At 33.8% G+C, this 25,776-nt stretch carries 26 protein-coding genes; 24 read left to right on the forward strand and 2 right to left on the reverse strand.

Translation table 11 applies throughout. The annotated features are described in order from the left end of the window. Positions 1-216: 216 nt before the first annotated feature. From LJ207_RS02770 to LJ207_RS02855, 18 genes are all read left to right on the forward strand, one after another. Positions 217-960: a ZIP family metal transporter gene (locus LJ207_RS02770; RefSeq protein WP_229343888.1), complete on the forward strand. Its 744-nt coding sequence runs from the start codon at positions 217-219 to the stop codon at positions 958-960. Positions 961-1,053: 93 nt separating this feature from the next. Continuing rightward, positions 1,054-1,797, forward strand: coding sequence for a ZIP family metal transporter (locus LJ207_RS02775; RefSeq protein ID WP_229343889.1), 744 nt, complete (start codon positions 1,054-1,056; stop codon positions 1,795-1,797). 373 nt (positions 1,798-2,170) lie between these two features. After that, entirely contained in the window at positions 2,171-3,679 is a 1,509-nt protein-coding gene (trpE, locus tag LJ207_RS02780) for an anthranilate synthase component I (protein ID WP_229343891.1), read from the forward strand. Then, positions 3,660-4,235 carry an anthranilate synthase component II gene (locus LJ207_RS02785; RefSeq protein WP_229343893.1) on the forward strand — a complete coding sequence of 192 codons (576 nt, stop codon included), beginning with the start codon at positions 3,660-3,662 and terminating at the stop codon, positions 4,233-4,235. The genes trpE and LJ207_RS02785 overlap by 20 nt, the downstream gene beginning before the upstream one ends. Positions 4,236-4,257: 22 nt before the next feature. Beyond that, a complete protein-coding gene (trpD, locus tag LJ207_RS02790) occupies positions 4,258-5,274 on the forward strand; it encodes an anthranilate phosphoribosyltransferase (protein ID WP_229343894.1) in 1,017 nt (338 codons plus the stop codon). 2 nt (positions 5,275-5,276) lie between these two features. After that, positions 5,277-6,044 (forward strand): indole-3-glycerol phosphate synthase TrpC, encoded by a 768-nt coding sequence (gene trpC, locus LJ207_RS02795; protein ID WP_229343896.1) that lies wholly within the window; start codon positions 5,277-5,279, stop codon positions 6,042-6,044. After that, positions 6,034-6,672: a phosphoribosylanthranilate isomerase gene (locus LJ207_RS02800; protein ID WP_229343898.1), complete on the forward strand. Its 639-nt coding sequence runs from the start codon at positions 6,034-6,036 to the stop codon at positions 6,670-6,672. The genes trpC and LJ207_RS02800 overlap by 11 nt, the downstream gene beginning before the upstream one ends. Positions 6,673-6,712: 40 nt before the next feature. Next, positions 6,713-7,936: a tryptophan synthase subunit beta gene (gene trpB, locus LJ207_RS02805; protein WP_229343899.1), complete on the forward strand. Its 1,224-nt coding sequence runs from the start codon at positions 6,713-6,715 to the stop codon at positions 7,934-7,936. Further along, positions 7,929-8,720: a tryptophan synthase subunit alpha gene (trpA, locus tag LJ207_RS02810; RefSeq protein WP_229343901.1), complete on the forward strand. Its 792-nt coding sequence runs from the start codon at positions 7,929-7,931 to the stop codon at positions 8,718-8,720. The genes trpB and trpA overlap by 8 nt, the downstream gene beginning before the upstream one ends. Positions 8,721-8,815: 95 nt before the next feature. Then, entirely contained in the window at positions 8,816-9,019 is a 204-nt protein-coding gene (locus LJ207_RS02815; protein ID WP_013406635.1) for a cold shock domain-containing protein, read from the forward strand. A 198-nt stretch (positions 9,020-9,217) separates the two neighbouring features. Beyond that, positions 9,218-9,418, forward strand: coding sequence for a cold-shock protein (locus LJ207_RS02820; RefSeq protein ID WP_202943528.1), 201 nt, complete (start codon positions 9,218-9,220; stop codon positions 9,416-9,418). A 170-nt stretch (positions 9,419-9,588) separates the two neighbouring features. Then, entirely contained in the window at positions 9,589-11,394 is a 1,806-nt protein-coding gene (gene typA / locus LJ207_RS02825; protein ID WP_229343903.1) for a translational GTPase TypA, read from the forward strand. Between the two features lie 265 nt (positions 11,395-11,659). After that, the gene (locus LJ207_RS02830) at positions 11,660-12,016 is read left to right on the forward strand and encodes a class II SORL domain-containing protein (protein ID WP_229343905.1); all 357 of its coding nucleotides are present in this window, start codon (positions 11,660-11,662) and stop codon (positions 12,014-12,016) included. Positions 12,017-12,141: 125 nt separating this feature from the next. Continuing rightward, a complete protein-coding gene (locus LJ207_RS02835; protein WP_229343907.1) occupies positions 12,142-13,116 on the forward strand; it encodes a carbohydrate kinase family protein in 975 nt (324 codons plus the stop codon). A 17-nt stretch (positions 13,117-13,133) separates the two neighbouring features. Beyond that, on the forward strand, positions 13,134-14,057 hold the full coding sequence (locus LJ207_RS02840; RefSeq protein ID WP_229343909.1) for a pseudouridine-5'-phosphate glycosidase: 924 nt from the start codon (positions 13,134-13,136) through the stop codon (positions 14,055-14,057). 112 nt (positions 14,058-14,169) lie between these two features. Beyond that, a complete protein-coding gene (locus tag LJ207_RS02845) occupies positions 14,170-15,114 on the forward strand; it encodes an ABC transporter permease (RefSeq protein ID WP_229343910.1) in 945 nt (314 codons plus the stop codon). A 12-nt stretch (positions 15,115-15,126) separates the two neighbouring features. After that, positions 15,127-15,966 (forward strand): ABC transporter permease, encoded by an 840-nt coding sequence (locus tag LJ207_RS02850; RefSeq protein ID WP_229343912.1) that lies wholly within the window; start codon positions 15,127-15,129, stop codon positions 15,964-15,966. A gap of 8 nt (positions 15,967-15,974) precedes the next feature. Then, entirely contained in the window at positions 15,975-17,558 is a 1,584-nt protein-coding gene (locus LJ207_RS02855) for an ABC transporter substrate-binding protein (RefSeq protein ID WP_229344181.1), read from the forward strand. A 51-nt stretch (positions 17,559-17,609) separates the two neighbouring features. Here the strand turns inward: LJ207_RS02855 and LJ207_RS02860 are convergent, their stop codons facing one another. Both LJ207_RS02860 and LJ207_RS02865 read right to left on the reverse strand, forming a co-directional pair. Next, positions 17,610-18,143, reverse strand: a complete 534-nt coding sequence (locus tag LJ207_RS02860) for a permease (protein WP_229343913.1) — start codon at positions 18,141-18,143, stop codon at positions 17,610-17,612. Continuing rightward, on the reverse strand, positions 18,143-18,625 hold the full coding sequence (locus LJ207_RS02865; RefSeq protein WP_229343915.1) for a hypothetical protein: 483 nt from the start codon (positions 18,623-18,625) through the stop codon (positions 18,143-18,145). Before LJ207_RS02865 ends, LJ207_RS02860 begins: the two co-directional genes overlap by 1 nt. A 243-nt stretch (positions 18,626-18,868) precedes the next feature. Here LJ207_RS02865 and LJ207_RS02870 point away from each other — a divergent pair, with 243 nt between their 5' ends. The 6 genes from LJ207_RS02870 to LJ207_RS02895 all read left to right on the forward strand — a co-directional run bounded on the left by LJ207_RS02870 (position 18,869) and on the right by LJ207_RS02895 (position 25,773). Next, entirely contained in the window at positions 18,869-20,287 is a 1,419-nt protein-coding gene (locus tag LJ207_RS02870; RefSeq protein WP_229343917.1) for a glucose-6-phosphate isomerase, read from the forward strand. Positions 20,288-20,363: 76 nt separating this feature from the next. Next, positions 20,364-21,767 (forward strand): serine/threonine-protein kinase, encoded by a 1,404-nt coding sequence (locus LJ207_RS02875; RefSeq protein ID WP_229343919.1) that lies wholly within the window; start codon positions 20,364-20,366, stop codon positions 21,765-21,767. 3 nt (positions 21,768-21,770) lie between these two features. Then, a complete protein-coding gene (gene nadE, locus LJ207_RS02880) occupies positions 21,771-22,523 on the forward strand; it encodes an NAD(+) synthase (RefSeq protein WP_229343920.1) in 753 nt (250 codons plus the stop codon). A gap of 25 nt (positions 22,524-22,548) precedes the next feature. Then, positions 22,549-23,475: an ABC transporter substrate-binding protein gene (locus tag LJ207_RS02885; RefSeq protein WP_229343922.1), complete on the forward strand. Its 927-nt coding sequence runs from the start codon at positions 22,549-22,551 to the stop codon at positions 23,473-23,475. A gap of 77 nt (positions 23,476-23,552) precedes the next feature. Next, complete coding sequence (locus LJ207_RS02890) at positions 23,553-24,026, forward strand: HutP family protein (protein ID WP_229343924.1); 474 nt, start codon at positions 23,553-23,555, stop codon at positions 24,024-24,026. After that, positions 24,001-25,773: an ABC transporter ATP-binding protein gene (locus tag LJ207_RS02895; protein ID WP_229343926.1), complete on the forward strand. Its 1,773-nt coding sequence runs from the start codon at positions 24,001-24,003 to the stop codon at positions 25,771-25,773. Before LJ207_RS02890 ends, LJ207_RS02895 begins: the two co-directional genes overlap by 26 nt. Positions 25,774-25,776 lie beyond the last annotated feature (3 nt).

Genomic DNA, 25,776 nt, shown 5'->3' on the forward strand with positions numbered 1-25,776 from the left:
AGCAATAAAAGCATTAGCTTTTTAAAAAATATATAAGGGAGTCTTATCTCATTTCCAAAAGTTATTTGACACAATCGGATGATTTTTTGGTTTGCAAAAAAAAGTTGAGTGCTATATAATTATGATAATTAAAATTATCTTCAAATTAATTATCTAAGCAATTAAAATGATATAGATTTTGATAAATCAAGAAATATTTATACAGGAGGTTAATAAATGAGTACTTTAATGTATAGTTTTTTGGCTGGAATTTCAACTTCGCTTGGAGTTTTTGTCTTGATAATTTTTGGTGAACCAAGTAAAAAAGTATTATCTTCTCTACTGGGATTTGCCGGAGGTATTATGCTGGCTATTTCGGTATTTGAATTAATGCCAGAAGCTGTGGAACTTGGCTCACTTAGCATAGCTTTAATTGGATTTTTATTGGGTGCATTAATGATGTATGCTTTAGATATATTTGTTCCTCATTCTCATCTTTCTTCTTCTGAAAAACTAGATGTAGAAAATCCAGAAAAATTAAAGGTTAAAGATCCAATGTTAAGAACAGGTTTTTTGATCTTTTTAGGAATAGCCCTTCACAATTTGCCCGAAGGTCTGGCGATTGGGGCAGGATTTGAATCAAGTCCAGAAGCAGGTATTTATATTGCAATGGCTATAGCTCTGCATAATATTCCTGAAGGACTTGCAATAGCAGGACCTTTAAAATCTGGAGGAAGCAAAACATTAATGTTATTTGCATTTACTTTATTTGCTGGTTTGATGACACCTTTAGGAACCATGATTGGAATGTTTATATTTAATGTTTCACCAATATTTGTTGGTGGCTCACTGGCATTTGCAGCTGGAGCTATGGTTTATATAGTAAATGACGAATTAGTGCCTCAATCTAACAATATGCACAGTCATTTTGCCAATGCAGGGATGATCAGTGGCTTGTTATTAGGCTTTACAATACTATAATTAGCTAAGAATATTAAAGGGCTCCTCATGCTGAATAATTTTACTTTGCAGGAGTCTTTTTTCTTTCAAAATACTATTTTCGGAGGTATGGTCATGGGGACTGTAACTTATAGTTTATTAGCAGGTCTATCAACTTCAATTGGAGCAGTATTATTAATATTTTTCGGTAAACCAAGTGAAAAAATCTTAGCTGTTTTAATTGGTTTTGCGGCTGGTATTATGACAGCAATTTCTGTATTTGAGCTTTTACCTGAAGCATTAGAATTATCATCTATAACTAATGCTGTTTTTGCCTTTGTTTTAGGTGCTCTATTAATGTATGCTTTAGATAAATTTCTACCTCATTCTCATCTATCTTCTTCTGAGCATTTGGTAACAGAAAATCCGGAAAAATTAAAACTTCAGTCTCCATTGATGAGAACAGGTTTTTTGATCTTTTTGGGAATAGCCCTCCATAATTTACCGGAAGGCTTGGCGATTGGGGCAGGATTTGAATCAAGTCCAGAAGCAGGTATTTATATTGCAATGGCAATTGGTCTGCATAATATTCCTGAAGGACTTGCAATAGCAGGACCTCTAAAATCTGCTGGTGCTTCTAATCTCAAAATATTGTTTTTCACCTTATTTGCAGGACTGATGATACCACTGGGAACTGTAATTGGCCAATTCTTCTTTAATATTTCTCCCCTTTTTGTAGGAGCAGCTTTAGCTTTTGCAGCAGGGGCTATGCTTTATATAGTAAATGATGAATTAATACCACAATCTAATAATATACACAGTCATTTATCTAATTTTGGAATATTATTTGGAATACTACTTGGTTTTACATTATTGTAATTTTTAAATTTGACTTCTTGACAAAGTGAAATTTATAATATATACTTAAAAAAATTAGAGATGAGAAGAGCCCAGCTTAGTAGAGATGAGATTTAGTTGAGATTAGATTAGCAGATAGATTAGTATAAACCAGGCTGTGGGAAAATAGCGTGGTTTTAGTTTTTTTTATTTTAGATTATTAATTTAATTATTTAAAATAATTATATATTTTAGGGGTTATTAGAGCTATTTTCGCGAACCTTATAATTCTTAAACTAAAAATATCTATCTCTAACTCAAAATTTTAAATTTTAAATTCTACGGTCAGGCTTATTATAAGCTTTGGCCGTTTTTTGTTTTTAAATAGATTGGGTTCTTGTCCAAGGAGGTAGAAATGATAACTTTAGAAGAATTTTTAACCCAGGCAGAAGAATATGATCTGATTCCGATTTATGAAGAATTTATAGCTGATACCGAAACACCTATTTCGCTTTACAAAAAGTTGGCTGCTGATAAAGATTACTCATATCTTCTGGAAAGTTCTGAGAATGATCGCTATTCTTTTATTGGTTTAGAGCCTGCTGCTGTATTTAAGAATTATGAAGATCATTTTGAGATAGTAAAAGCAGATAAAATTGATAAAGAATATGATCAAGACCTGATTTCATATTTACAGGCTTATCTAAAAAATATTAAGGTTTATGAAAATGAAAAATTGCCCCCATTTTCAGGTGGTTTTGTTGGTTATTTCAATTATGAGATGATAGAAAAATGGGAAGATATATTCCATTCTGAAAAAGACAAAACACTGTTTAAAGATGATAAAGCATTAAGTGTTTTGGTAATGACAAAAATAATTTTAGCTTATGATCATCTGCATAATACTGTTAAGATAATAAATAATCTCCAGCTAGATGAAAATATGGGCTTAGCAGATAAGAAAAAATTATATGCTCAGGCTCAGCAGGAACTTAAAGATATCAAAAACAAAATAAAAAATACTAAAAGCACTCTAGCAGCTGTTGGTGAAAAATACAGCAGTGAAAAGGCTGAATTGATATCAAACACCAGTAAAAAAGAGTTTGAAACAATGGTCAAAAAAGCAAAAGAGCATATTAGACAGGGAGATATTTTTCAGATTGTTTTATCACAGAAATTTTCAATAGAAAATGATCTGCCACCCTTTAAAATTTTTCGTGCTCTGCGCTCGGTAAATCCATCCCCTTATTCTTTTTATTTAAATTTCCCTGAAACAAAAATTATTGGGTCTTCACCGGAGGTTTTAGTCAGGGTTAGAGATAATAGAGTTATGACTCGCCCTTTAGCAGGGACTAGAGCCAGAGGTAAAACTAAAAAAGAAGATTTAGAATTAGAAATGGATCTGCTTAATGATGAAAAAGAAAGAGCCGAACACACAATGCTGCTTGATTTGGGCAGAAATGATTTGAGCCGTATAGCTGCCCCCAGCAGTGTTGAAGTAACTGAATTGATGGAAGTTGAATATTATTCTAAGGTTATGCATATTGTCTCTCAGGTGGAAGCTGACTTGAAAGAAGGTTTAGACAGTCTTGATGTTCTTAAAGCTGTTTTCCCGGCAGGAACGGTTTCCGGGGCACCTAAAATAAAAGCTATAGAGTTAATTAATAACTTGGAAAAAGAAAACAGAGGAGTATATGCAGGAACTGTTGCCTATTTAAGCTTTAATGGTAATCTTGATAGCTGTATAACAATTAGAACTTTTTCACTAACAGAGGGAAAACTTAATCTTCAGGTTGGAGCAGGTATTGTTGCAGATTCAGATCCAGCTAAGGAATATCAAGAAACATTGAATAAGGGAAGAGCCTTATTTGATGCATTAAAAGTCGTCAGGGAGGATGGTATCCGTGATTTTAGTAATAGATAATTATGATTCATTTACCTATAATCTGGTCCATATTTTAGAAGAGTTTGATGAGGTAAAAGTTATCCGTAATGATAGAGTTTCAGTTGAAGATATAGCTTTAATGGCACCTGATAAGATAGTAATTTCTCCGGGGCCTGGTAGGCCTGATGATGCTGGAATCTCCAAAAAAGTAATAGACTATTTTAAAGATAAAATTGAAATACTAGGAGTTTGTTTAGGCCATCAATGTATAGCTGAAGTTTTTGGAGCTGAGGTTATAATAGCAGATGAGTTAGTTCATGGTAAGGTTTCAAAAATTAATAAAATTGCTGAAACCGAGCTGCTCTTTGCTGGAATTGAAAATGCTTTTCCTGCCACCCGTTATCATTCACTCTTAGTTAATAAGAATAATCTTCCTGAAGAATTAGAGGTTTTGGCAGAAACAGAAAAAGGTGAAATCATGGCAATTAAACATAAAGATTATCCTGTTTATGGTGTGCAATTTCATCCCGAATCAATTTTGACAGAAGCAGGAAAAATAATTTTAGCAAATTTTTTAGAGCAAAAAATTAAGTAGGTAGTATAGAGGAGGAGAGAGAATGTTTAATAAACATTTAACAAAAGTAGTTAGCAGAGAAGATTTAAGTTTAGCTGAGATGGAAGATGCAATGGCCATGGTAATGGAGGGCAAAACAACTGACAGCCAGTTAGCAGCATTTTTAATTGCTTTAAGAATGAAAGGAGAAAGTATAGATGAAATAACAGGAGCAGCAAGTGTAATGAGAAATAAAGCGGCTCGAGTTAATACATCTGCTGGAAATTTAATAGATAGCTGTGGAACCGGGGGAGATCAAAAAGGCACCTTTAATATCTCTACAACTACTGCAATTGTTATGGCAGCTGGAGGATTAAATGTTGCCAAACATGGTAATCGCTCAGTATCTTCTCAAAGTGGAAGTGCTGATCTTTTAGAAGCACTTGGAGTAAAAATAGATTTAAGTCCTGAGGCAGCAGCTAAATGTCTGGATGAAATTGGTATCTCATTTTTATTTGCCCCCTATTTTCATAAAGCAATGAAATATGCGGTTGGTCCTCGTAAAGAACTTGGTTTAAGAACTATTTTTAATATTTTAGGACCACTTACAAATCCTGCTCAGGCAGAATATCAGATTCTTGGAGTTTATAAAGGAGAGCTTGTAATGCCGCTGGCCCATGTCTTAAAAAATCTTGCTTTAAAATCAGCAATGGTGGTCCACGGTGCTGGTGGAATTGATGAATTATCTTTAGCAGGTTTAAATAAAACTGCCTATTTAAAAAATGGAGAAATCAAAGAATTTAATTTTAGAGCCGAAGCAGCCGGTTTGGATTCTGCTCCAATAAGTGCAATATTGGGAGGTAAGCCAGAAGAGAACAAAAAAATTACTTTGGATATTCTGGATGGAAAAAAAGGTCCTAAAAGAGATGTAATACTGCTTAATGCAGCTGCTGCATTTTTGGTGCATAACAAAGTTTCTGATCTTAAAACAGGGGTTAAACTGGCAGCCGAGATTATTGATTCTGGAAAAGCAAAAGCTAAACTGGCAGAACTTATTCAATGCAGTAATTCGGTGCTTTAAAGATGATCTTAGATAAAATTATAAAAGAAAAAGAAAAAGAAGTTAAAGCATTGAAAAAAAGCAGGCACTCTTTAATAGAAAAATTAAAAGCTGAAGAATTGACTTTAATAGCCGAAATAAAAAAAGCATCTCCCAGCAAAGGTTTGATCAGAAAAGATTTTAAACCTGTTGAACAGCTAATGGCCTATCAAGCTGGAGGAGCTGATGCAATATCTGTTTTAACAGATCAAAAATTTTTTCAAGGAAGCAATCAACTTTTAGAATCTTTAAGAAAATTAACAGAACTGCCGATTTTACGCAAGGAATTTATAATTGATCCTATTCAGGTTTATCAAAGCTTTTTTATTGGGGCTGATGTTATTTTATTAATTGCAGCAGTCCTGGATTTAGAGCAGCTAAAGGAACTATTGGCTACTGCTGAAAAATTAAAACTTGAGGTAATAGTAGAAGTTCATAATGAAGCAGAATTAGATATGGTATTGAATACTGAAGCAGAAATTATTGGTATTAATAATCGAAACTTAAATAATTTTGAAGTGGACTTAAATACTACAGCAAAATTGCTTAAATTACTGCAGGAAAAAACACCGCGCCAAAATTATTATATTATCGCTGAAAGTGGAATAAAGAGCGCTGCAGATATAAGTTATTTAAAAGAGCTTGGTGTAGATGGAGTCTTAATTGGAGAAACATTGATGAAGGCTGAAAGTCCAGCAGCTAAAATAAAAGAATTGAGTCTAAGCAAAGGGGAATCTGATCATGACAGCTAGAGTGATGGTTAAAATATGTGGGATGACAAGAAAAAGTGATATAAACTTTGCTGTTAAAGCAGGGGTTGATGCACTTGGTTTTATACTTGCTAAAAGTCCCAGACAGCTTAATCTTGCTCAAGTAAAAGAACTTTGTCAAGACCTCCCCCCTTTTATCAGCAGGGTTGCTGTAGTTGTAAATCCTGATCTGAATGAATTGCAGCAAATAACAGCAGCCGGACTTTTTGACTATATTCAGTTTCATGGTGATGAGCCAGCTGAATTAATCACAAAAACAGAACTAAAAAAAATTAAAGCTATTTCAATTAATAAAGCAAAAGATTTACAAAAAATAAAGCTTTATAAAAATCTAGTTGATTATTTTTTATTCGATACTAAAATTGGAGATGAAATTGGGGGTACAGGTAGAAGTTTTGATTGGTCATTATTGAATGATGAGGCTCTGCAAGCTAAATTCATTTTAGCAGGTGGACTAGGGCCTCATAATATAGAACTTGCTTTAAAAAGCTTAAAGCCTGCAGCTGTGGATTTAAATAGTCAGCTGGAAATTTCTCCAGGGATTAAAGATCAAAAATTAATTGAAGAAAGTCTAGTTAAAATAAGAGCTTTTGAAAAAAATAATTATTAAACTAAGTAAAGGATTTAAAGACTGGAAAGGAGTAATTAGCATGGAAAATCAAGCAATAAAAATGCAAAGAAAGACTGACTTAAATAAGGGCTATTTTTCTCAATTTGGGGGGCGTTTTGTTCCAGAAACTTTAATGCCTGTTTTAGATGAATTAGAAGCGGTTTACAATCATTATAAAGATGATAAAGAGTTTAAACAAGAGTTAAAGTCTCTTTTAGCAGATTACAGTGGTAGACCGACCTCTTTATATTATGCTGAACAATTAAGCAAACATTATGGAGGAGCTAAGATATATCTAAAAAGAGAGGATTTAAATCATACCGGTGCTCATAAAATTAATAATACCTTAGGTCAGATTCTTTTAGCAATAAAAATGGGTAAGCAGAGAATTATTGCAGAGACCGGGGCCGGTCAGCATGGTGTTGCAACTGCAACTGTTGCTGCTAGATTTAACTTAGATTGTGAAATATATATGGGAGCAGAAGATATGGAAAGACAGGCTCTTAATGTATATAAGATGGAAATGTTAGGAGCCAAAGTAACTGAAGTAAATTCTGGCACTCAAACCCTTAAAGATGCTACTAATGAAGCTATTAGAGATTGGGTAAGGAATGTGGAAGATACCCATTATATAATTGGCTCTGTAGTTGGTCCCCATCCCTATCCTGTAATGGTCAGGGATTTTCAAAGAATAATCGGTGATGAATGCAAAAAACAAATAATTGCTAAAGAAGGAAGGCTTCCTGATTATATTTTAGCCTGTGTTGGTGGAGGAAGTAATGCAATGGGAATATTTTTTCCTTTTGTTGATGACAAAGAAGTTAAAATGATTGGGGTTGAAGCCTCAGGTAAGGGAATTGATAGTGGTAAACATGCAGCTACTCTTTCTGCAGGAAGGGTGGGAGTCTTACATGGTAGCAAATCATTTTTGCTGCAGGATGAAGATGGTCAGATAATTCCAGCCTATTCAATTTCTGCCGGTTTGGATTATCCAGGTGTTGGTCCTGAACACAGTCATTTAAAATCTATTGATAGGGTAGAATATCATTCGGCTACTGATCTGGAGGCTGTTAAAGCATTTAAATTATTATCAGAAAAAGAAGGAATAATTCCAGCTCTGGAAAGTTCTCATGCCCTATCTTATTTAGAAAAATTAGCCCCTCAGCTTTCTGAAGATGAGATTATTGTTGTTAACCTTTCTGGTCGGGGCGATAAGGATATTAATAATTTTAAAAAGATCAAGGAGGCAGAGAAAAATGTCTAAAATAGCAGCTCAATTTAAGGATAAAAAAGCTTTAATAACTTATATTAGTGGAGGAGACCCCAGTTTAGAGATGACCGAAAAATTAATTTATCGGCTGCAGGAAGAAGGGGTAGATATTATAGAAATTGGAATTCCATTTTCTGATCCATTAGCAGATGGTCCGGTAATTCAGGAAGCTTCACAAAGGGCATTGAAAAATGGATGTACTTTAAAAAAACTAATTGAGATGCTGACAGATATTAAAGATAAAGTAAAAGTTCCCATAGTTTTAATGGGTTATTATAACTCGGTTTTAAATTATGGAGAAAAAGAATTTGTAGAGGCAATTAAAAAAGCAGGGGTTTCAGGAGTTATTATACCGGATTTGCCGGTTGATGAAAAAGCTGATTTAGCTTATTACTTAAAAGAAGCTGCTTTAGATCAAATCTTATTAGTTACTCCCAATACATCAGATGAGCGATTAAAAGAAATTAGTAATTCGAGCTCTGGCTTTCTTTACTGTGTGGCTCTGCTGGGAACTACAGGTGATGCTAGAGGCCCATATCCTCAATTAGAAAGTTATTTAAAGAGGGTTAGAAAAACAGCTGGAGATATCCCCCTTGGTCTCGGTTTTGGAATTGATGGCCCTGAAAAAGTCAAAAAATTTATCGATTATCCTGATGGGGTTATAATCGGTAGTGCCTTAATTAAAGCTATAACAGCTGGTGAAACAGAAACAGAAAAGTTAGAGAATGCAGGAGAATTCGTAAGAAATATAAAAAAAGTTTTAGCTAATTATAAATAATCCTTGACAGAGCTATATCAGAGTGCTATACTTTGACAGATGGAGAAAAAAACGAGTTAGAGTTCCATCGTTAAAAAATAGGAGGAATTTATTTAATGATTTACACAGGAACAGTTAAGTGGTTTGATGGGAAAAAAGGTTTTGGCTTTATTGAAAGAGAAGATGGAGACGACGTGTTCGCACACTTCTCAGCTATCGAAGAGGAAGGTTTCAAAAACCTTGACGAAGGACAGGAAGTAGAATTCGAAATCGTAGAAGGCGACCGCGGCCCACAAGCTGCTAATATTGTAAAGTTATAAAGCAAATAAAAGTTTTATAATAGAATTGAAAGCCCTGAATACTTTTTCAAGTGCTCAGGGCTTTTTTGCGCTGATTTTGCCAAGAAAAAAATTAAAATAATGGTTGACATGAGATATTTATCATGCTAAACTGTATTAGATGGAAAACAAAATATAAGTAACAATTCCATCGTGAAAATAGGAGGAATTATTTAAATGATTTACACAGGAACAGTTAAGTGGTTTGATGGGAAAAAAGGTTTTGGCTTTATTGAAAGAGAAGATGGAGACGACGTGTTCGCACACTTTTCCGCAATTCAAGAAGACGGTTTCAAAAATCTTGAAGAAGGTCAAGAAGTAGAATTCGAAATCGTAGAAGGCGACCGCGGCCCACAAGCTGCTAACATTGTAAAGTTATAAAGCAAATAAAAGTTTTATAATAGAATTGAAAGCCCTGATTGCTTTTTTAAGTAGTCAGGGTTTTTCTGCTTTAAAGCTGCTCTGGGCAGCTTTAATAAAGAATCAATTTTATATATTTTGATCAAAAAATAAGGAAGTTAAGTTAACTTTATAAGAGAAAGGATTTTAAAATGAGTAAAAAAGAAATAATAAATTTAGCAGTAATTGCTCATGTAGATGCTGGCAAATCAACCCTTGTTGATGCTTTTTTAAATCAGAGTGGTGTTTTTAGAGAAAATGAAGAAGTTGTAGATTGTGTTATGGATAGTAATGATCTTGAGCGGGAACGGGGAATCACAATTTATTCCAAAAATTGTGCTATAGAATATAATGGAGTTAAAATCAACATTGTAGATACTCCAGGCCATGCTGATTTTTCATCTGAAGTTGAGAGAGTTATTAAGGCGGTAGATTCTGCAATTTTGATTGTTGATGCTGCTGAAGGTCCAATGCCTCAAACTAGATTTGTCTTAAAAAAATCTTTAGAAAAAGGCATAAAACCAATTGTATTTATCAATAAAATAGATAAAAATAATCAAAGAGCTGAAGAAGTTCGTGATGAAATTCTTGACCTGTTTATAGATCTTGCTGCTGATGATGAACAGCTTGAATTTCCTGTGATTTATGGAATAGCAGTTGAAGGAAAAGCATTTTATGATTTAGATGGAGATAGTGAAGATTTAAGCCCCTTATTTGAAACCATAATAAAAACTGTGGATAGCTATCCCGACTTAGATGATAAAGCTTTAAAAATGCAGGTTTATGATCTGGCCTATGATGATTATTTAGGTAGAATTGGGATCGGCAGAGTATATCAGGGAACTATCAGAGATGGCCAGGAAGTTTCTGTTTTTAAAAGAGATGGTTCGATTGAAAAAGCTAAAATAAGCAATTTAAAGGTTTATCATGGTTTAAGTCAAAATAATGTAGAAGAAGCTAAAAGTGGTGATATAGTATCAATTGCTGGTATAGCTGATATTTCGATCGGAGAAACCCTTTCTGAACCAGGTAAGGTTGAGGCAATGCCTATGATTGAAATAGCTGAACCTACTCTTGCCATGTACTTTTTGGTAAATGATTCTCCCTTTGCTGGCCAGGAAGGTGAATACCTGACAACAAGACATTTAAAAGCAAGGTTAGAGAGAGAACTTGAAGTAAATGTCGGTTTAAGAGTTGAGAAAGCAGAAAATACTGAAGCATTCAAGGTTTCAGGTAGAGGAGAATTACACTTATCTATTCTTTTAGAAAATATGCGGAGAGAGGGATATGAGGTCTCAGTTTCCAAACCGGAAGTTTTGATGAAAGAAATTAATGGCAAAAAACATGAGCCAATAGAAAAGGTAATGATTGAAGTTCCAGAAAAATATTCTGGAACAGTAATCAACAAACTAAATCAGCGCAAAGGAATTATGCAGTCAATGTTACCAGATGGTAGTTATCTTCATTTAGAATATCTAGTACCTACCCGTGGTTTAATAGGTTTTAGAAGTGAGTTTATCAATGATACTAGTGGAGAGGGAACCTTAATCCGTTCTTTTTCTAAATATGAAGAGTTTAAAGGTGAAGTTCCCAAAAGGCAAAATGGAGTCTTAGTTTCCAATCAAATGGGTACTGCTATGGGATATGCTCTCTCTAATTTAGAAGAACGAGGTGTACTATTTATAGAGCCGGGAACTAAAGTCTATGAAGGAATGATTATTGGGCTTAATAATCGGGATAATGATTTAGCAGTGAATGCCTGTAAAAATAAAAAATTAACCAATGTTAGGGCTTCAGGTTCTGATGATAGTATAAATCTTTCTCCAGCTAAAAAATTCACCTTAGAACAGGCCTTAGAATTTATTGAAGATGATGAGTTGGTAGAAATAACTCCTGAGGCAATTCGCCTTCGTAAAAAAATCTTAAATGAAAAAATGCGGCTGAGAAATAGTAAATAAAAAAATTATAGTTAAAAATTGTTAAATCTCAAGCAGGAATTAAGGCTTTTTAATAGAAAAGTAATCTATAGAAGCTTAAAATTAATCTATAAATTTATATTAGCTTTATATGATATAATTTATATTCTTGACAAAGTTTGCTAAATAATGCTATAATTCTACTAGTAATAATTATCTATATTAAGAGTACAATGGTTGCAGGTTCAGCTTGTGACCGTTTACTATAAATCAAAGTTGCATAAATCAATAAGGAGGAATTTAAAAAATGGGTTATTATGATCTCAACAAGTTAGAAAACACTGGTGATGACAAGACTGCTCTGGAGAAAAAGCATGTTCCTTATATTCAGGCACCTGATCAGGTAAAAAAAGGTGAGACTTTTGAAGTAACAGTTACTTTTGGTAAGGAAATTGACCATCCTATGGAACCTGGTCATTACATTCAGTATTTTGATCTTTATGCAGAGTATTCAAGTCTAGCTAGAGTGACATTTACTCCTCATATGAAAGCTGAAGCAACTTTACAAGTTAAATTAGAAGAGTCAGCTAAGTTAAGAGTTTATGCTTTCTGTAACCTTCATGATCACTGGGAAGGTTATGTAGAAGTAGAAGTAGTGGAGTAGTAGTCTAAAGCTTAATATTTTTAACTAGGGGCCGTCTTTTTATCAAGGCGGTTCTTTTTTTTATCTTTTGCTTTTCTTAATCTTTTGATACAATATATATATATTTAATAAATTATAATAGAGTGGTGATTAAAATCAAGCAGAGAAAGATCGCAGTTGTAGTTGGAGGGGCCAATCTAGATATCAAAGGCTATAGCAATAATTATATTAGATATAGTTCCAGTCCCGGCTATATAGAAGAAAGCCCAGGTGGAGTAGGGAGAAATATTGCCGAAGATCTTGCCTTACTGGCTAAAGATGTTTATTTACTCACGGTTTTGGCTGATGATCATAATGGTGATTTTTTGGCAGATATAACTGCAGCTTCAGGTGTTAATTTAGACCATATTAAAAAAATAGCTGCCGATAAGATTCCAAGTGGCCGCTATTTAGCCCACCTTGATCAATCTGGAGATTTAATGGGGGCAGTTGCTGATATGAGAATTTTGGCAGAAATTGATTTGGATTATTTAAAAAGCAAAATAGAATTGATTGCAGGAGCTTCAATTTTGATCTTAGATACAAATTTAAAATTAGATGCTGTAAGATATTTACTAAATTTTTGCGAAGATAGTAGTATAATTACTTTAATCGATGCGGTTTCTGTTGAAAAAAGCTTAAAATTAAGATCACAGTTAAAAAAAATAGATTATCTTAGGGCTAATCTTGATGAAGCAGAGATTATTTTTTCTATAAGAGAAATAAATGAAACAGTAAAAACAAAGAATTTAAAAGGAAGACTTAAAAAATTAAATGAAGTATATGCTGAATTGGATATTTCTACTGTTGTTATCATCAGTCTGGGAGCTAAAGGTTGTTATCTATTAGCCAAAAAAGAAGGCAAGCTTTATCATAAACTTTTTGCAGCCGAAAAAATAGCTAGAGAAGATATAGTAGAAAGTACCGGAGCTGGTGATGCTCTAACTGCAGGTATAGCTGCTGCTTTAATGGAAGAAATGGAAGTCGAAGCAGCAATTAAACTTGGTATAAGAGCTGCTTCAATTACCATCCAAAGCAAATATAGTTCAAATCCTGAGCTAAAAAAATTAAATAATCATTAAAGATGGAGGTAGATATCATGAATCAATTAAATAAATATCTTGATATTAAAAAAGATGTTGCAGAAGCTCTGCAACATAATGAGGCAGTAGTTGCTTTAGAATCAACAATTATTGCTCATGGAATGCCTTATCCTGAAAATATCAATACAGCTTTAGAAATAGAAAAGATTATTAGAGCCAAAGGTGCAGTACCTGCTACTATAGGTATTATAGATGGCAGAATAAAAATCGGTTTAAGCAAAAAAGAAATTGAATTTCTTGGCCAGTCAGATCAAGTTGTCAAAGTAAGCAGAAGAGATCTGCCCCTGGTTTTGGCAGCAAAAAAACATGGGGCAACAACTGTTGCTGGGACCATGATTGCAGCTGAGTTGGCAGCAATAAAAGTTTTTGTAACAGGTGGAATTGGTGGTGTTCACAGAGGTGCTGAGAAAACTTTTGATATTTCTGCAGACCTAGAAGAATTAAAAAAGACCTCTGTTGCAGTTATTGCTGCTGGAGCAAAATCTATTTTAGATATTGGCTTAACCCTGGAAAAATTAGAAACATATGGAGTTCCAGTCCTCTCTTATCAGACAGATGAATTTCCTGCTTTTTACAGCAGGCAGAGTGGTTATCAATCTGATTTGGCACTGGAATCTGCTAAAGATGCAGCAGATATTATGCTGGCAAAATGGGAAGTTGGGCTGGAAGGTGGAATATTAATCGCCAATCCGGTTCCAAAAGAATTCGAAATCGATTCTGAAATTATAGAAGCAAAGATCGAGCAGGCACTTAATGAGGCTGAAAAGAAAGCTATAAAAGGCAAAGAATTAACTCCTTTTTTATTGGATAGAATTAAAGAAATTACCGGTGGAGATAGTTTAGAGACAAATATTGCCCTTGTCAAAAATAATGCTGCAGTTGGAGCTGAAATTGCAGTAGAATATGCTGAGCTAATCTGATTGATCGAAAAAGAAAAAAATACTTATTAATACCATTTTTTGCAAAAACTATGTGAGTATGATAACATATCATACTAAACCATGATTAAACTGAAATTTGGGAAGTGAAAAAGTGAGAAATTATATTATAAAAAGAATTTTACTTGTTATCCCTGTAATTATTATTGTTGCTTTAATAGCTTTTTTTATAACAAATCTTATGCCTGGAGACCCTGTTAGAGTTATTTTGGGAAACTTTGCTACTGAAGAACAGGTAATTAGATTAGAGCAGGAATTAGGTCTTGATCAGCCACTGATTATTAGATTTTTTAGCTGGTTAAGTAGAGTAGTTAGAGGAGATTTTGGCAATTCAATTTATTTAGATGCTCCTGTTTCAGAAATTCTGTTAAGTAGAATTAAACCAACCTTTATGATTGCTGTATCATCACAGCTGCTTGGTTTGGTTATGGGCCTCACATTAGGGATAACAGCTGCAGTTAACCATAAAAAAATATTGGATCAATTATCTATAGGAGTTTCTTTGCTGGGGATTTCTATACCTAGTTTTTGGCTCTCATTGATTTTGATCTATATATTTGCAGTTAGATTAGGCTGGCTGCCTGTTAGTGGTTTTAGTTCTTTTTCAGAAGCTGGATTGGGTGCTTTAAGGTATCTGATACTTCCTTCAGTTACCCTGGCATTTATGCAGGCAGGATTGATTGCAAGGATGACCAGAAGTGCGATGCTTGATACCTTAAAACAGGATTATATTCGTACTGCCCGCAGTAAAGGTCTTTCAGCTAAAGTTATTGTTTTAAAACATGCTTTTAGAAATTCATTGTTCCCGGTTATTACTGTTATTGGACATAGTTTTGCCGTTTTGCTTGGTGGTACCTGGATAATTGAAACAATCTTTGTGATACCTGGCACAGGCTTTTTGGCAATAAATGCAATTATGAGAAGAGATATTCCTGTTATTCAGGCCTGTATAATTTTTGTTGCATTTATATATATAATCTTGAATTTACTGGTTGATTTAAGTTATGGTCTTATAAATCCTAAAATAAAGTATAATTAGAGGTCGATAAATTTGTTATTTAATAAAAATTCACGTATATTTAAAGAACCTTATATAATTACAGCTCTTATCATTTTATCAATTATGCTTTTTCTAGCTATTTTTGCTCCTTTTATAACAGAATATAAGCCTAATGCCACAAATCCACGCAATCGCTTACAGCCACCTTCTTCAGAACATTTTCTTGGCACTGATGAATTTGGCAGGGATGTTTTCACAAGAATACTTTATGGGATCAGGGCCTCACTTCAGGTTGGTTTTTCAGTTGTTATTTTAACCCTAATCTTTGGAGTTTTTATAGGTGTGCTTTCTGGTTTTTATCCTAAATTAGATCGAATAATTATGAGAATTTTAGATGGGATGATGGCCTTCCCCGGGATAATTATTGCTATTTCATTGGCGGCTATCTGGGGTGGAGGAAAAATAAATATAATTTTAGCTTTATCTTTTGCTTATTTCCCGAAAATGGCTAGGATTGTTAGAAGTTCTGTTATTTCAATTAAAGATTTAGAATATGTAGAATCAGCTAGAGCAGTAGGAGCTGGTGATTCCTATATTATATTTAAATATATATTGCGTAATGCAGCTTCACCAATTCTTGTTCAGGCTACCTTTAATTTTGCCCTTGCTATACTGGATGAAGCAGCTTTAAGTTTTTTAGGAGTGGGTATTATGCCTCCTGCTCCCAGTCTTGGTGGAATGATAACAGATGCAAGAAGTTTTATGACCGTAGCACCATGGTTGATTATTGCCCCAGGTTTAATGATTATTTTTTCCGTCTTAGCTTTTAATCTCCTTGGTGATGGTCTAAGGGACTTTTTAGATCCTCATTTAAGAGGTAAAATTAATTAATGAAAGAGGTGTTAATCTTGAAAAAATCAATTTTCATAATTACAATTCTATTATTGATAATGATGACTTTTAGTACAGCAGCTCAAAATGAGACAGAGGGAGTATATGGAGGCAGGTTAAATGCGGCTTTAAAAATGTCTGCTCCCCATCTTGATAGTGATAATTCTACTGATTCACAGATTACTGCAATGATGAACCATGTTTATGAAGGCTTATTTGAATTTGATGAGAACCTTCAGCTTCAACCTCATCTGGCTGAAAGTTATAGTGTTTCAGATGATGGTAGAGAATATATTGTTGAACTTAGACAGGATGTAATGATGCATAATGGAGAAAAAATGGATGCAGATGATGTATTGGCTTCATTTGAGAGATGGGTGAATATCAATGGGGCCGGCAATCTTATCAAACCATATTTTGATCAAGCCGAAAAGTTAGATGACTATAGGATTAGATTTAAATTTGAGGAACCATATGCACCATTCTTAAATATTATGGCATCACCAGTTTCCAATCAAAAATTTGTAGTGAGAGCTAAAGAAATAATTGATGTATTTGGTGATAATGTGATCAACCGCCATGTAGGAACTGGTCCTTATCAGGTAAAAGAATGGATACCAGATCAAAATCTAAGCTTAGTTAGATTTGAAGATTATTCACCAAATCAAATGGAAGCCTCATTTTTCGCTGGTAAGCGGACTCCATATTTAGATGAGATAGTACTGAATTTTATTACTGATGCTCAGGTTCGTGTTTCTGGTGTTCAAACAGCCCAGTTTCATTTTGCAGAAGAAGTTTCAAGAGACCAATACCAACTCTTTGAAGCTGATGCAAATATTAATACCCAGATTATTTATCCAGATCAGATGGCTGTTTTTGTGACCAATAATGGAATAGCTCCTTTTGACAATAAATATGCCAGAAAAGCAATGGTTTATGCTCTTGATTTAGAAGAAATGGGCTTTTCTATGGTCGGTAATCCAGATTTTTGGCGCTTAGAACCTTCTCTGCATGAAGAGGGTAACCCCTGGTATGCCGAAAATGTAGGTGAGGGTATATATAATGTATATGATCCTGATAAAGCTAGAGAATTATTGGAAAAAGCAGATTATGATGGTACACCTCTGGTGATTTTAAGTGGTCAGGATAGTCAAGTAGAAAGACAGGGAGCTATCGCTATTAAAGATCAGCTTGAAAGAATAGGTATTGAAGTTGAATTACAGCTTTTTGATAGACCAACTGTAGTTGAAAGAAGATCAGAGCTAGAAGGATGGAATATTCATCTTTCCTCATTTATTAAGACCGTACCTGATCCCCAGATCCATCAGGGATGGACAGGCACTAATAAATGGATAACAAATTGGAATTCTGAAGAATCAAGAGAAATGGATGCAATTTTTGAGAGAATGGTTAGAGAAGTTGATTATGACCAACGCTATCAAATAGTAGAAGAATTTTATGAAAAAATGTGGGAGACTGTACCCTATTTCAATATGCTTGATTACAGTCGACTTCATATCACAAGGGCAGAACTTAAAAATTTTGAACCTGCCTGGCAGACATTTTTCTGGAATACTTGGCTTGAAGAATAAAAATATATTATAGCAAATAAAAAAGCACCAGCAGCTGCTGGTGCTTTGTTTTTAATCTACTTGAGGAATTTTATAATCGATCTTGGAAAAGAAGTTACCCAAAATAATTGAACTGATAATTACTAAGGGAAGAGAAACCCCTATTCTAATTGCTGTAAATTTAATTCCTAAGATTGAAGCTTCCATAATACTCATTGGTATCATTACAAGTGAGGCAGCAGTTACATAGGTGAATATAGAAGAATAATTTGCCCCTTTGTGATAAAGACTATTAGCTACTGGAAAGGCAACAAAGGTTCCACCCACTGTGGTTGCTGCCAGTAAAATTGCGTAAATATACTTTTTAAAACCAGAAGTATTACCAAAGTTATTTTCGATTGTCTCTCTACTAACCCAGACATCAAATAATCCTATTAAGACAAAGGCTGGAGGTAAAATTGCGATCATATCTCGAGCAAAAATCATAAAGTTTTCACCAATTCTTTCCCCAAGTTCAAAATCTATAATATATGAAACTAAAAGAAAAGCTGTAAAAAGACTAAATAAAATATAGTTAGTTGTATTTTTGTTTTTAGTTTTATCCATTATATTAACACCTCTCCATAAAGAATCCCGGTTGCCAGTGCAATAAGAGCTGAAATTAGAAAACCGGCTATATTTCTCCAAATAGTTGCTTTAATCCCGAAGAATTCTTTTTCTACCGGATAAGTTGCGACTCCAACCAGCATCAAAGTTGTAATAAAAGCAGCTACAACCATATAATTAACCCCTCGCGAAACCAATATACCTGCCAGTGGATAAGCTATAAAGCCCGGCATCATTGTTATAGAACCGATAATCAAACCTAAAATCAAACCAACAAATGGAGCCTGTCCACCCAGGTAGTTAATTATAAATTGATCAGAAATTAAAAGAATAAAAGATAAAATAATTAAAAGTTTAAGATAGGTTCCCAGTATTTTGCTGAATTTTTTCCAGCCGACCTTTAATCCCTGAATAGTTTTTTCTTTATTTGATACAAATGAAATTATTGTTGCTATACCTGCGATATAATAAAGTGTGTACATTAATATTCCCTCCTTTAATACCCCTTACGGGTATCTATGTAAATATCATATGATTAAAATGCTTGAAAAAAAGTTAAGTGCTTAACAAATTACAATAATATTTACTTTTTTTTTACATCAGCACTTAAATACTATATAATTATAAGGTAAGTTAATCTTGCAAAAGTGAAGTTAAAAATATATACTTGTGATAGTATTAATTTACTATTTATAAGTGATATAAACTCAGAAGGGGGAATTAATATGTCTGAAAAGAAAGAAGAACTAAGAATTAGGTTGGATATTAATAACATATTTGAAGAGATGGTAGGGTATGAAGGTTTAAAACTTGAAGAATTAGAAGAGTATAAGGCTGAAGCAGAAGCTGCAAAAGAGAATATTTTAAAAGCTGAAGCAGAAGGTAAGATGGGTTTTATGGAGCTTCCCTATAAACAAGAAGAAATAATCAAAGAACTTAAAGCAACTGCTGAAGAATTAAAAGACAAATTTGATAATATAGTAATTTTAGGGATTGGTGGCTCTGCTTTAGGTAATATTGCAGTTCAAACTGCTATCAATGATCCTTATTATAATATGTTTGCAGAAGCAAGAAATGGTTATCCACGTCTTTTTGTAAGTGATAATGTAGATCCAGATGGTATTAAAGCAATGGTTGATAAACTGGATATTGAAAAAACCGTATTTAATGTTATTTCTAAATCAGGTAGTACAGCAGAAACTATGAGTCAGTTCTTATTATTAAGAGATCTGGTTGCAGATGCTGTTGGAGAAGATAAGGTTGGCGAACATTTTATTGCTACAACAAGTAAAGATTCCGGTTATTTAATTGAGATTGCCAAAAGAGAAAATATGAAAACCTTCCATATCCCAGATAATGTTGGAGGAAGATTTTCTGTTTTAACTCCAGTTGGTCTTTTGTCTGCTGCCTTTACTGGGGTTGATATTGAGCAGTTACTTGCTGGAGCTGCCTATATGGATAAAATATCTAGAGAAGCAGATTTCTGGGATAACCCAGCTTTAATAAATGGCTTAATTCATTATCTGTCCTATAAAAAAGGTAAGGTTATGTCTGTAATGATGCCATATTCTGATCGTTTAAAAGATCTAGCTGATTGGTATAGACAGCTTTGGGCGGAATCACTTGGTAAAGAGGTTAATAGAGATGGAGAAGTAGTTAATGTAGGACCTACTCCAATCAAAGCATTAGGAGCAACAGATCAGCATTCACAGGCCCAGTTATATATGGAAGGTCCTTATGATAAAATTGTTACCTTCCTTGAAGTAGAAAACTTTGAAAATGAGCTAGAGATTCCTGCTGCTTATGAAGATTTAGCTGGACTTGGTTATTTAGGTGGACATTCTTTTGCCGAACTGATAAATACCGAGAAAAAAGCAACAGAACTTGCTTTAAATAAACGTAAGCGAATGAATCAAACTATTTATGTTCCAGAGGTAAACGAATTTACTTTAGGTCAGTTATTCTACTTTTTCGAATTCCAGACTGCTGTAGCTGGGGAATTATTTGATATTAATGCTTTTAACCAGCCAGGAGTTGAATTAGGTAAAAATTATACTTATGGAATTTTTGGTCGTGATGGTTATCAAGCTAAGAAAAAAGAATTTGAAGAATCTGCTGAACACAAAGAAGATTTAATACTATAAATTAATTTAATCAAAACACAGAGCTATAATATAATAATTCCACCTGAGAATAGATAATTTTTAGGTGGAATGCTCTGTGTTAAGATATAGAGTATGGTGGGGATTATTAATGGTTGAAGAAAAATTTGCTGAAAAAAATCTTAATAAGGAAAAACTATTTCAAGATTTTAAACCCCGATCAAAAGTACAGCTTGAAACTGTAAAAGATATTCAAAGAGCTATCAAAGATTTAGGAACAGAGCTGCCTGAAAAAATTATTAGTTATCAGGCAATTGAAAGAGAAGCAGGAGAATATTATTTATTGACAACTGCTAGTGAAGATTTACTTCCTCTAAGAGAACACTTAGAAAATAACTCTTTTAATTTTAAAAAACTGCTTAATGAATTTAAAGCTGTTTTTGAACTTTTAGAAGAACTGGATTTAGAGCAGAAAAAACTTTGTTTCAGTGATGGTCTCAATGCAGCTAATTTCTGGTATGATCCTCAAAAAGATAAAATATATTTAATGCCTCAAATTTTTGTTGATTTAAAAAGAAACTATGGTAGATATGATTTTGCTGATCAGGGCAAAGATTATTTTAGACCACCAGAAATCATTGCCGGAGAAGCCTGGCAGGATAAAGCCTATGTTTTTAATTTAGCAGCTGTCTTTTATTATTTTATAAGTTCTAAAAAAATATTTAATGATAAAGATACTGCTAAGGTATTAAATAAGATTCAGAGTGAAAAAATAATGGAGATTGATCGCTTAATACCAGAAATTCCCGAAGCAGTAAATCAACTATTTAAAGAAATGCTGCAAAAAGAAGCTGCTCAGCGACCTGATTACAGTGCAGTTATTAAAAAACTACAGTCATTAGAGCTTGATTCAAATAAGAATTTTGATTTAAAATCTTTTCAAGCAAAGAATACTAAAGCTAGAGATAATCTGATTGCTAAAAAAAATAAAAAAGATAATATTAAACTTTTTTTCCGGCTGAACTGGAAGTCAATAGCTTTTTTTGCTGTGCTTGGGCTAGCAATATTATATAGTTTAAGCTCAGGACCACCGGCAAATGTGACTGAAGAAACAACTGCAGAAGAAGTTGTTGAGTATTTTTATGCTGGTATTGCATCAAAAAATATCACTTTAATTAATGAGAGCAGTGAGATAGATTTAGGTAGAATGCAGAGAATTATAACTGAAAGTCATGTTATAGAAAGTATGCAGGCAGCTTATGGTGATCCAGAAGCAGAGCCTGAAGATGACCAATCAGTTTACAGCCTGGAAGAATTTGAATTTAGAGAAATATCGGCAGCTGAAGAAAATTATATTTTTGAGGCAAATTATAAATTTAGTTTTAGAGATGAGGATGGAATTTATTCTTTTAATCATCAAGATCGACTTTATTTAGAGAAAAGAAATCAAATTTGGACTATTGTTGAGATTGAAGGCAACTTTAAAGAAATGATTGAGGGTAACTTTCCCTGGAGGGAATAAATTATGAATGAAAATAAAAATTTCAAAAAAATTTCAGCTAATTTAGTTAACTGGCTAAAAGACAGGGTAGCTGCTGCCGGTGCAGATGGTGCTGTAGTAGGGCTTAGTGGTGGTATTGATTCTGCTGTTACAGCTAGATTGGCTCAAAAAGCTTTTGCTGATAATGTTATGGGGATAATTATGCCCTGTAATTCAAGTAGTGAAGATAGAGAAGATGCCCTGCTTTTTGCCAATAAATTTGGCTTAGATTATATTATAACAGACCTCTCAGGTGTTTATGCTCATCTTTTAGATGAGCTGCAAAAGAGTGGGATTAAAGGTAATAAAATGGCAGAGATTAATATTAAACCTCGTCTCAGAATGACTTCTCTCTATTATTATGCAGCTTCTTTAAATTATCTGGTTATTGGAACTGATAATAGAAGTGAATTAAAAATAGGTTATTTTACTAAATATGGTGATGGTGGAGTTGACCTTGCTCCTCTTGGTTCTTTAGTAAAACATGAGGTAAAAGCATTGGCCAGAGAGTTAAATATACCAGAGAAAATCATAAATAAAAAGCCCAGTGCTGGACTCTGGAGCAATCAAACTGATGAAGATGAAATGGGCTTTAGTTATCAAGAATTAGATCAATATATTTTAAGTGGTGAAGCTGAAGCGGAAACAAAAGCAAAGATTGAAAGATTAGCTCAAAAAAATCAACACAAAGTTAAAGCAGTTCCTATTCCTGAACGATCAGATATATTTGACGAATAATTACTCTAAAAAGTGAGGAATTTAAGTGAAAAAATCATTAGTTTTTCTATTAACTATCAGCATAGTTTTTCTTTTGCTTTCTGGTCTCAGCCAGGCTCAGGAATATCCTATCTATTATGAAGATGATTTAGGTAATGAAATAATAATTGAAAAAGAAGTTGAAGCTATAATTTCTTTAGCCCCAGGGACAACCGAAATAATATATGCTTTGGGTTTAGAAGATAAGCTGCTTGCCGTGAGTACTGCAGCCAGTTATCCCGAGGAAGCTCTGGATAAAGCTACAGTTGGGACAATAGATGAGCCCAATGTTGAGTTAATTATTTCCTTAGATCCCGATCTTGTGATTGCCGAATCGGTAACCAAAAAAGAAGTTGTGGAAAGATTATCAGAGCTGGGTATTCAGGTTGTTGGTTTTAATCCAAGAAGCATTTCTGATACCATAGAGATGATAAATGATATTGCTTTATTGACTTCTACTCAAAATAGGGGTGAAGAAATAACAGGAGCAATGCAGGAAGAATACAAAAAAATAACTTCTCTAGTAGAAGCAAAATTAGAAAATGAAGCAAGACCAAAGGTTTTTTATGAAATCTGGTCTGATCCACTTTATACGGCAGGTAAAAATACTTTTATTGATAGTATGATCCATGATGCCGGCGGCTACAATATTGGTAGAGAAGCTCAAGGTGCATGGCCGCAGTTTAATATAGAAAGTCTGATTGCTATGGATCCTGATGTTTTCATCAGTAGTGAACACAGCAGTCCAGGTGGGGTAAGTCTAGAACAGTTGAGGTCAAGACATTTATTTAGAGAAATTTCAGCCTTTCAAAATGAGAGACTATATATAGTTGATCAGGATTTAGTTAATCGACCTTCACCTAGAATTATTGAAGGTTATAAAGAATTTGTTAGAGCCTTATTCCCTGATTTAGAAGCTGAGATTGAAGATTGATTATTTATTTGGCAGTTTAAAAAAACCTTTTTTAGAAGAATATAAGCTAAAAGAATAAGACTAAGAGGTGAATTGATATGAGTTTAGCAGATTTTACAATCGAAGATTTTACGGAAATTGATGGTGGACAGTCGATCGGAAAAGTTGCAGTACTGCTTTCAATGGTTAATGATGAACATGACAAAAATATTATCGAAGCTTATAAAAATGAAGGCTATGAAGCAGTAATTACTAGAGCAGGTGGTAAAGGCTCTAAGTTGAAAGATAAAGTTTTAAGAAACTGTTTAGGTGCTGCAATTAAAGGTGGAGTTATTACAGAATCGGTACAAGACCAAAGAATTTTAACCCGCTGTGTTGAAAGAGCAATGATTGATTTTGAAAAACCACTTTCAGGTATTTCAGGAGCAGGCATAAAAATCGGAATAGTAAGTAAGGCTCCACACCTGGCAGTTGCTCTTTATGGGAAACTCGGTATTCCCGGACTAGATGTTGATCATGAAATTTCAGGAATGGGGATTCATTATTATGGACTCAGCACAAAACATAAGTAATACCTGGCCTATGTTTAAAAGAATTTTTAAATATGTTTTACCATATAAAGGCAGACTGGCTTCGGGAATTTTCTCGATGCTGGTTCATGCCTTTTTAACTGTTTTTTTTGTAAGGGTTTTTCAGGATCTGCTGGAAACCATAATTACAGATATGGCAGCTGGTAGAGAGGGTATTATTAGATTAAGCTGGATTGCTGCTTTGATGATTTTGGTATATTTCTTAAAAGGAGTATCCTATTATGGACAGCACTATTTGGTTGCCTATGTTTCACAAAAAGCAGTTAGGGATATTAGAGATGAGCTCTATTTTAGATTGCAAAATCTTTCTTTAAGTTTTTACAGCCGCAACAAAACAGGAGAAATCATCTCAAGGGTAACAAATGATGTTTCACAGCTGCAGAGTGCTATTGTCTCAGGAGCAGTTAACACAATCTATAAGCTTTTTACCCTTGTTGGTGGACTGGTTTATCTGGTTTATTTAAACTATAGATTAACAATCTTTTTATTGGTTATGCTGCCTTTAATAACTTATGTGCTTAATATTTTCAATAAAAAGCTGCGTCGGGTTAGTAAAGAAGTACAGGTTAAAATTGCCAATGTTTCTGATGTTTTACAGGAGACATTATCTGCGGTAAGGGTTGTTAAATCATTTGGGAGAGAAGATTATGAATATGACCGCTTCAGCAGTCAGAATGAAGCAAACTTCCAGGCAAAAATGAAAAAGACCCAGTATGGAGCTATTTTAACTCCATTAATAGAATTTATTGCAGCCATTTCTTTTACTGCTATACTCTGGTATGGTGGTTATGAAGTAATGCAGGGCAGAATGAGAGCTTCTGAATTAATTGCCTTTTTTACCCTTTTGCTGACTATTAGTGATCCGCTTAGATCTTTAACCAAGCTCAGCAGTACAATCCAGCAGGCAGTTGCTTCAGCAGAAAGAATATTTGAGGTTATTGATAAAGAAAATATTATTGAAAAAGATAAAGAAAACAAGGTTATCTTAGATGAGGTAGAAGGTGAGGTTGTTTATGATAATATCAACTTTTCCTATGATCGGGATGAGATAGTATTAAAAAATATCAATCTTTGTGCTTCACCTGGAGATATTATTGCCCTTGTTGGTCACAGTGGTGCAGGTAAAACCACAATGGTTGATTTGATTCCTCGTTTTTATGATCCTATATCAGGGAGAATGAGGCTTGATGGCCATGATCTTAGGGATATAAATTTAGAGAATCTGCGCAGTTTTATTGGGATTGTTCCCCAGGAGACCATCTTATTTAGTGGGACATTAAGAGATAATATTAAATATGGTGATCTTGATGCAGATGAAGAAGCAGTAAAAAAAGCTGCTGTAGCAGCAAATGCTCATGATTTTATAATGGAATTTCCAGATGGTTATGATACAATGGTTGGAGAAAGAGGAGTTGGCCTTTCAGGTGGTCAAAAACAGAGAATCTCAATTGCCAGAGCTATTTTAAAAGATCCTAAAATCTTAATCTTAGATGAGGCAACATCCTCACTTGATGCAGAATCAGAGGCATTAGTTCAGGAAGCTTTAGAACATTTGATGGAGAATAGAACAACCTTTATTATTGCTCATAGACTTTCTACAATCAAAAATGCTGATAAAATTATAGTTTTAGAAAATGGAGAAATTGTTGAAAGAGGTAGTCACCAAGAACTGCTTAAAAAAGATGGTAAATATGCTTCACTTTATCAGGGACAGTTTATTGAAAAATAAAAG

The organism is Halanaerobium polyolivorans, from assembly GCF_020711195.1.
Lineage (GTDB): Bacteria > Bacillota > Halanaerobiia > Halanaerobiales > Halanaerobiaceae > Halanaerobium > Halanaerobium polyolivorans.

Bases quoted from the DNA above. Each gene is read 5' to 3' on its own strand.
- trpB (WP_229343899.1), top strand. From the start codon at position 6,713: ATGGAAAATCAAGCAATAAAAATGCAAAGAAAGACTGACTTAAATAAG.
- LJ207_RS02775 (WP_229343889.1), top strand. From the start codon at position 1,054: ATGGGGACTGTAACTTATAGTTTATTAGCAGGTCTATCAACTTCAATT.
- LJ207_RS02870 (WP_229343917.1), top strand. From the start codon at position 18,869: ATGTCTGAAAAGAAAGAAGAACTAAGAATTAGGTTGGATATTAATAAC.
- LJ207_RS02815 (WP_013406635.1), top strand. From the start codon at position 8,816: ATGATTTACACAGGAACAGTTAAGTGGTTTGATGGGAAAAAAGGTTTT.
- trpE (WP_229343891.1), top strand. From the start codon at position 2,171: ATGATAACTTTAGAAGAATTTTTAACCCAGGCAGAAGAATATGATCTG.
- LJ207_RS02890 (WP_229343924.1), top strand. From the start codon at position 23,553: ATGAGTTTAGCAGATTTTACAATCGAAGATTTTACGGAAATTGATGGT.
- trpC (WP_229343896.1), top strand. From the start codon at position 5,277: ATGATCTTAGATAAAATTATAAAAGAAAAAGAAAAAGAAGTTAAAGCA.
- LJ207_RS02865 (WP_229343915.1), bottom strand. From the start codon at position 18,625: ATGTACACACTTTATTATATCGCAGGTATAGCAACAATAATTTCATTT.
- LJ207_RS02830 (WP_229343905.1), top strand. From the start codon at position 11,660: ATGGGTTATTATGATCTCAACAAGTTAGAAAACACTGGTGATGACAAG.
- nadE (WP_229343920.1), top strand. From the start codon at position 21,771: ATGAATGAAAATAAAAATTTCAAAAAAATTTCAGCTAATTTAGTTAAC.
- LJ207_RS02895 (WP_229343926.1), top strand. From the start codon at position 24,001: ATGGACTCAGCACAAAACATAAGTAATACCTGGCCTATGTTTAAAAGA.
- LJ207_RS02800 (WP_229343898.1), top strand. From the start codon at position 6,034: ATGACAGCTAGAGTGATGGTTAAAATATGTGGGATGACAAGAAAAAGT.
- LJ207_RS02860 (WP_229343913.1), bottom strand. From the start codon at position 18,143: ATGGATAAAACTAAAAACAAAAATACAACTAACTATATTTTATTTAGT.
- LJ207_RS02840 (WP_229343909.1), top strand. From the start codon at position 13,134: ATGAATCAATTAAATAAATATCTTGATATTAAAAAAGATGTTGCAGAA.
- typA (WP_229343903.1), top strand. From the start codon at position 9,589: ATGAGTAAAAAAGAAATAATAAATTTAGCAGTAATTGCTCATGTAGAT.
- LJ207_RS02770 (WP_229343888.1), top strand. From the start codon at position 217: ATGAGTACTTTAATGTATAGTTTTTTGGCTGGAATTTCAACTTCGCTT.
- trpA (WP_229343901.1), top strand. From the start codon at position 7,929: ATGTCTAAAATAGCAGCTCAATTTAAGGATAAAAAAGCTTTAATAACT.
- trpD (WP_229343894.1), top strand. From the start codon at position 4,258: ATGTTTAATAAACATTTAACAAAAGTAGTTAGCAGAGAAGATTTAAGT.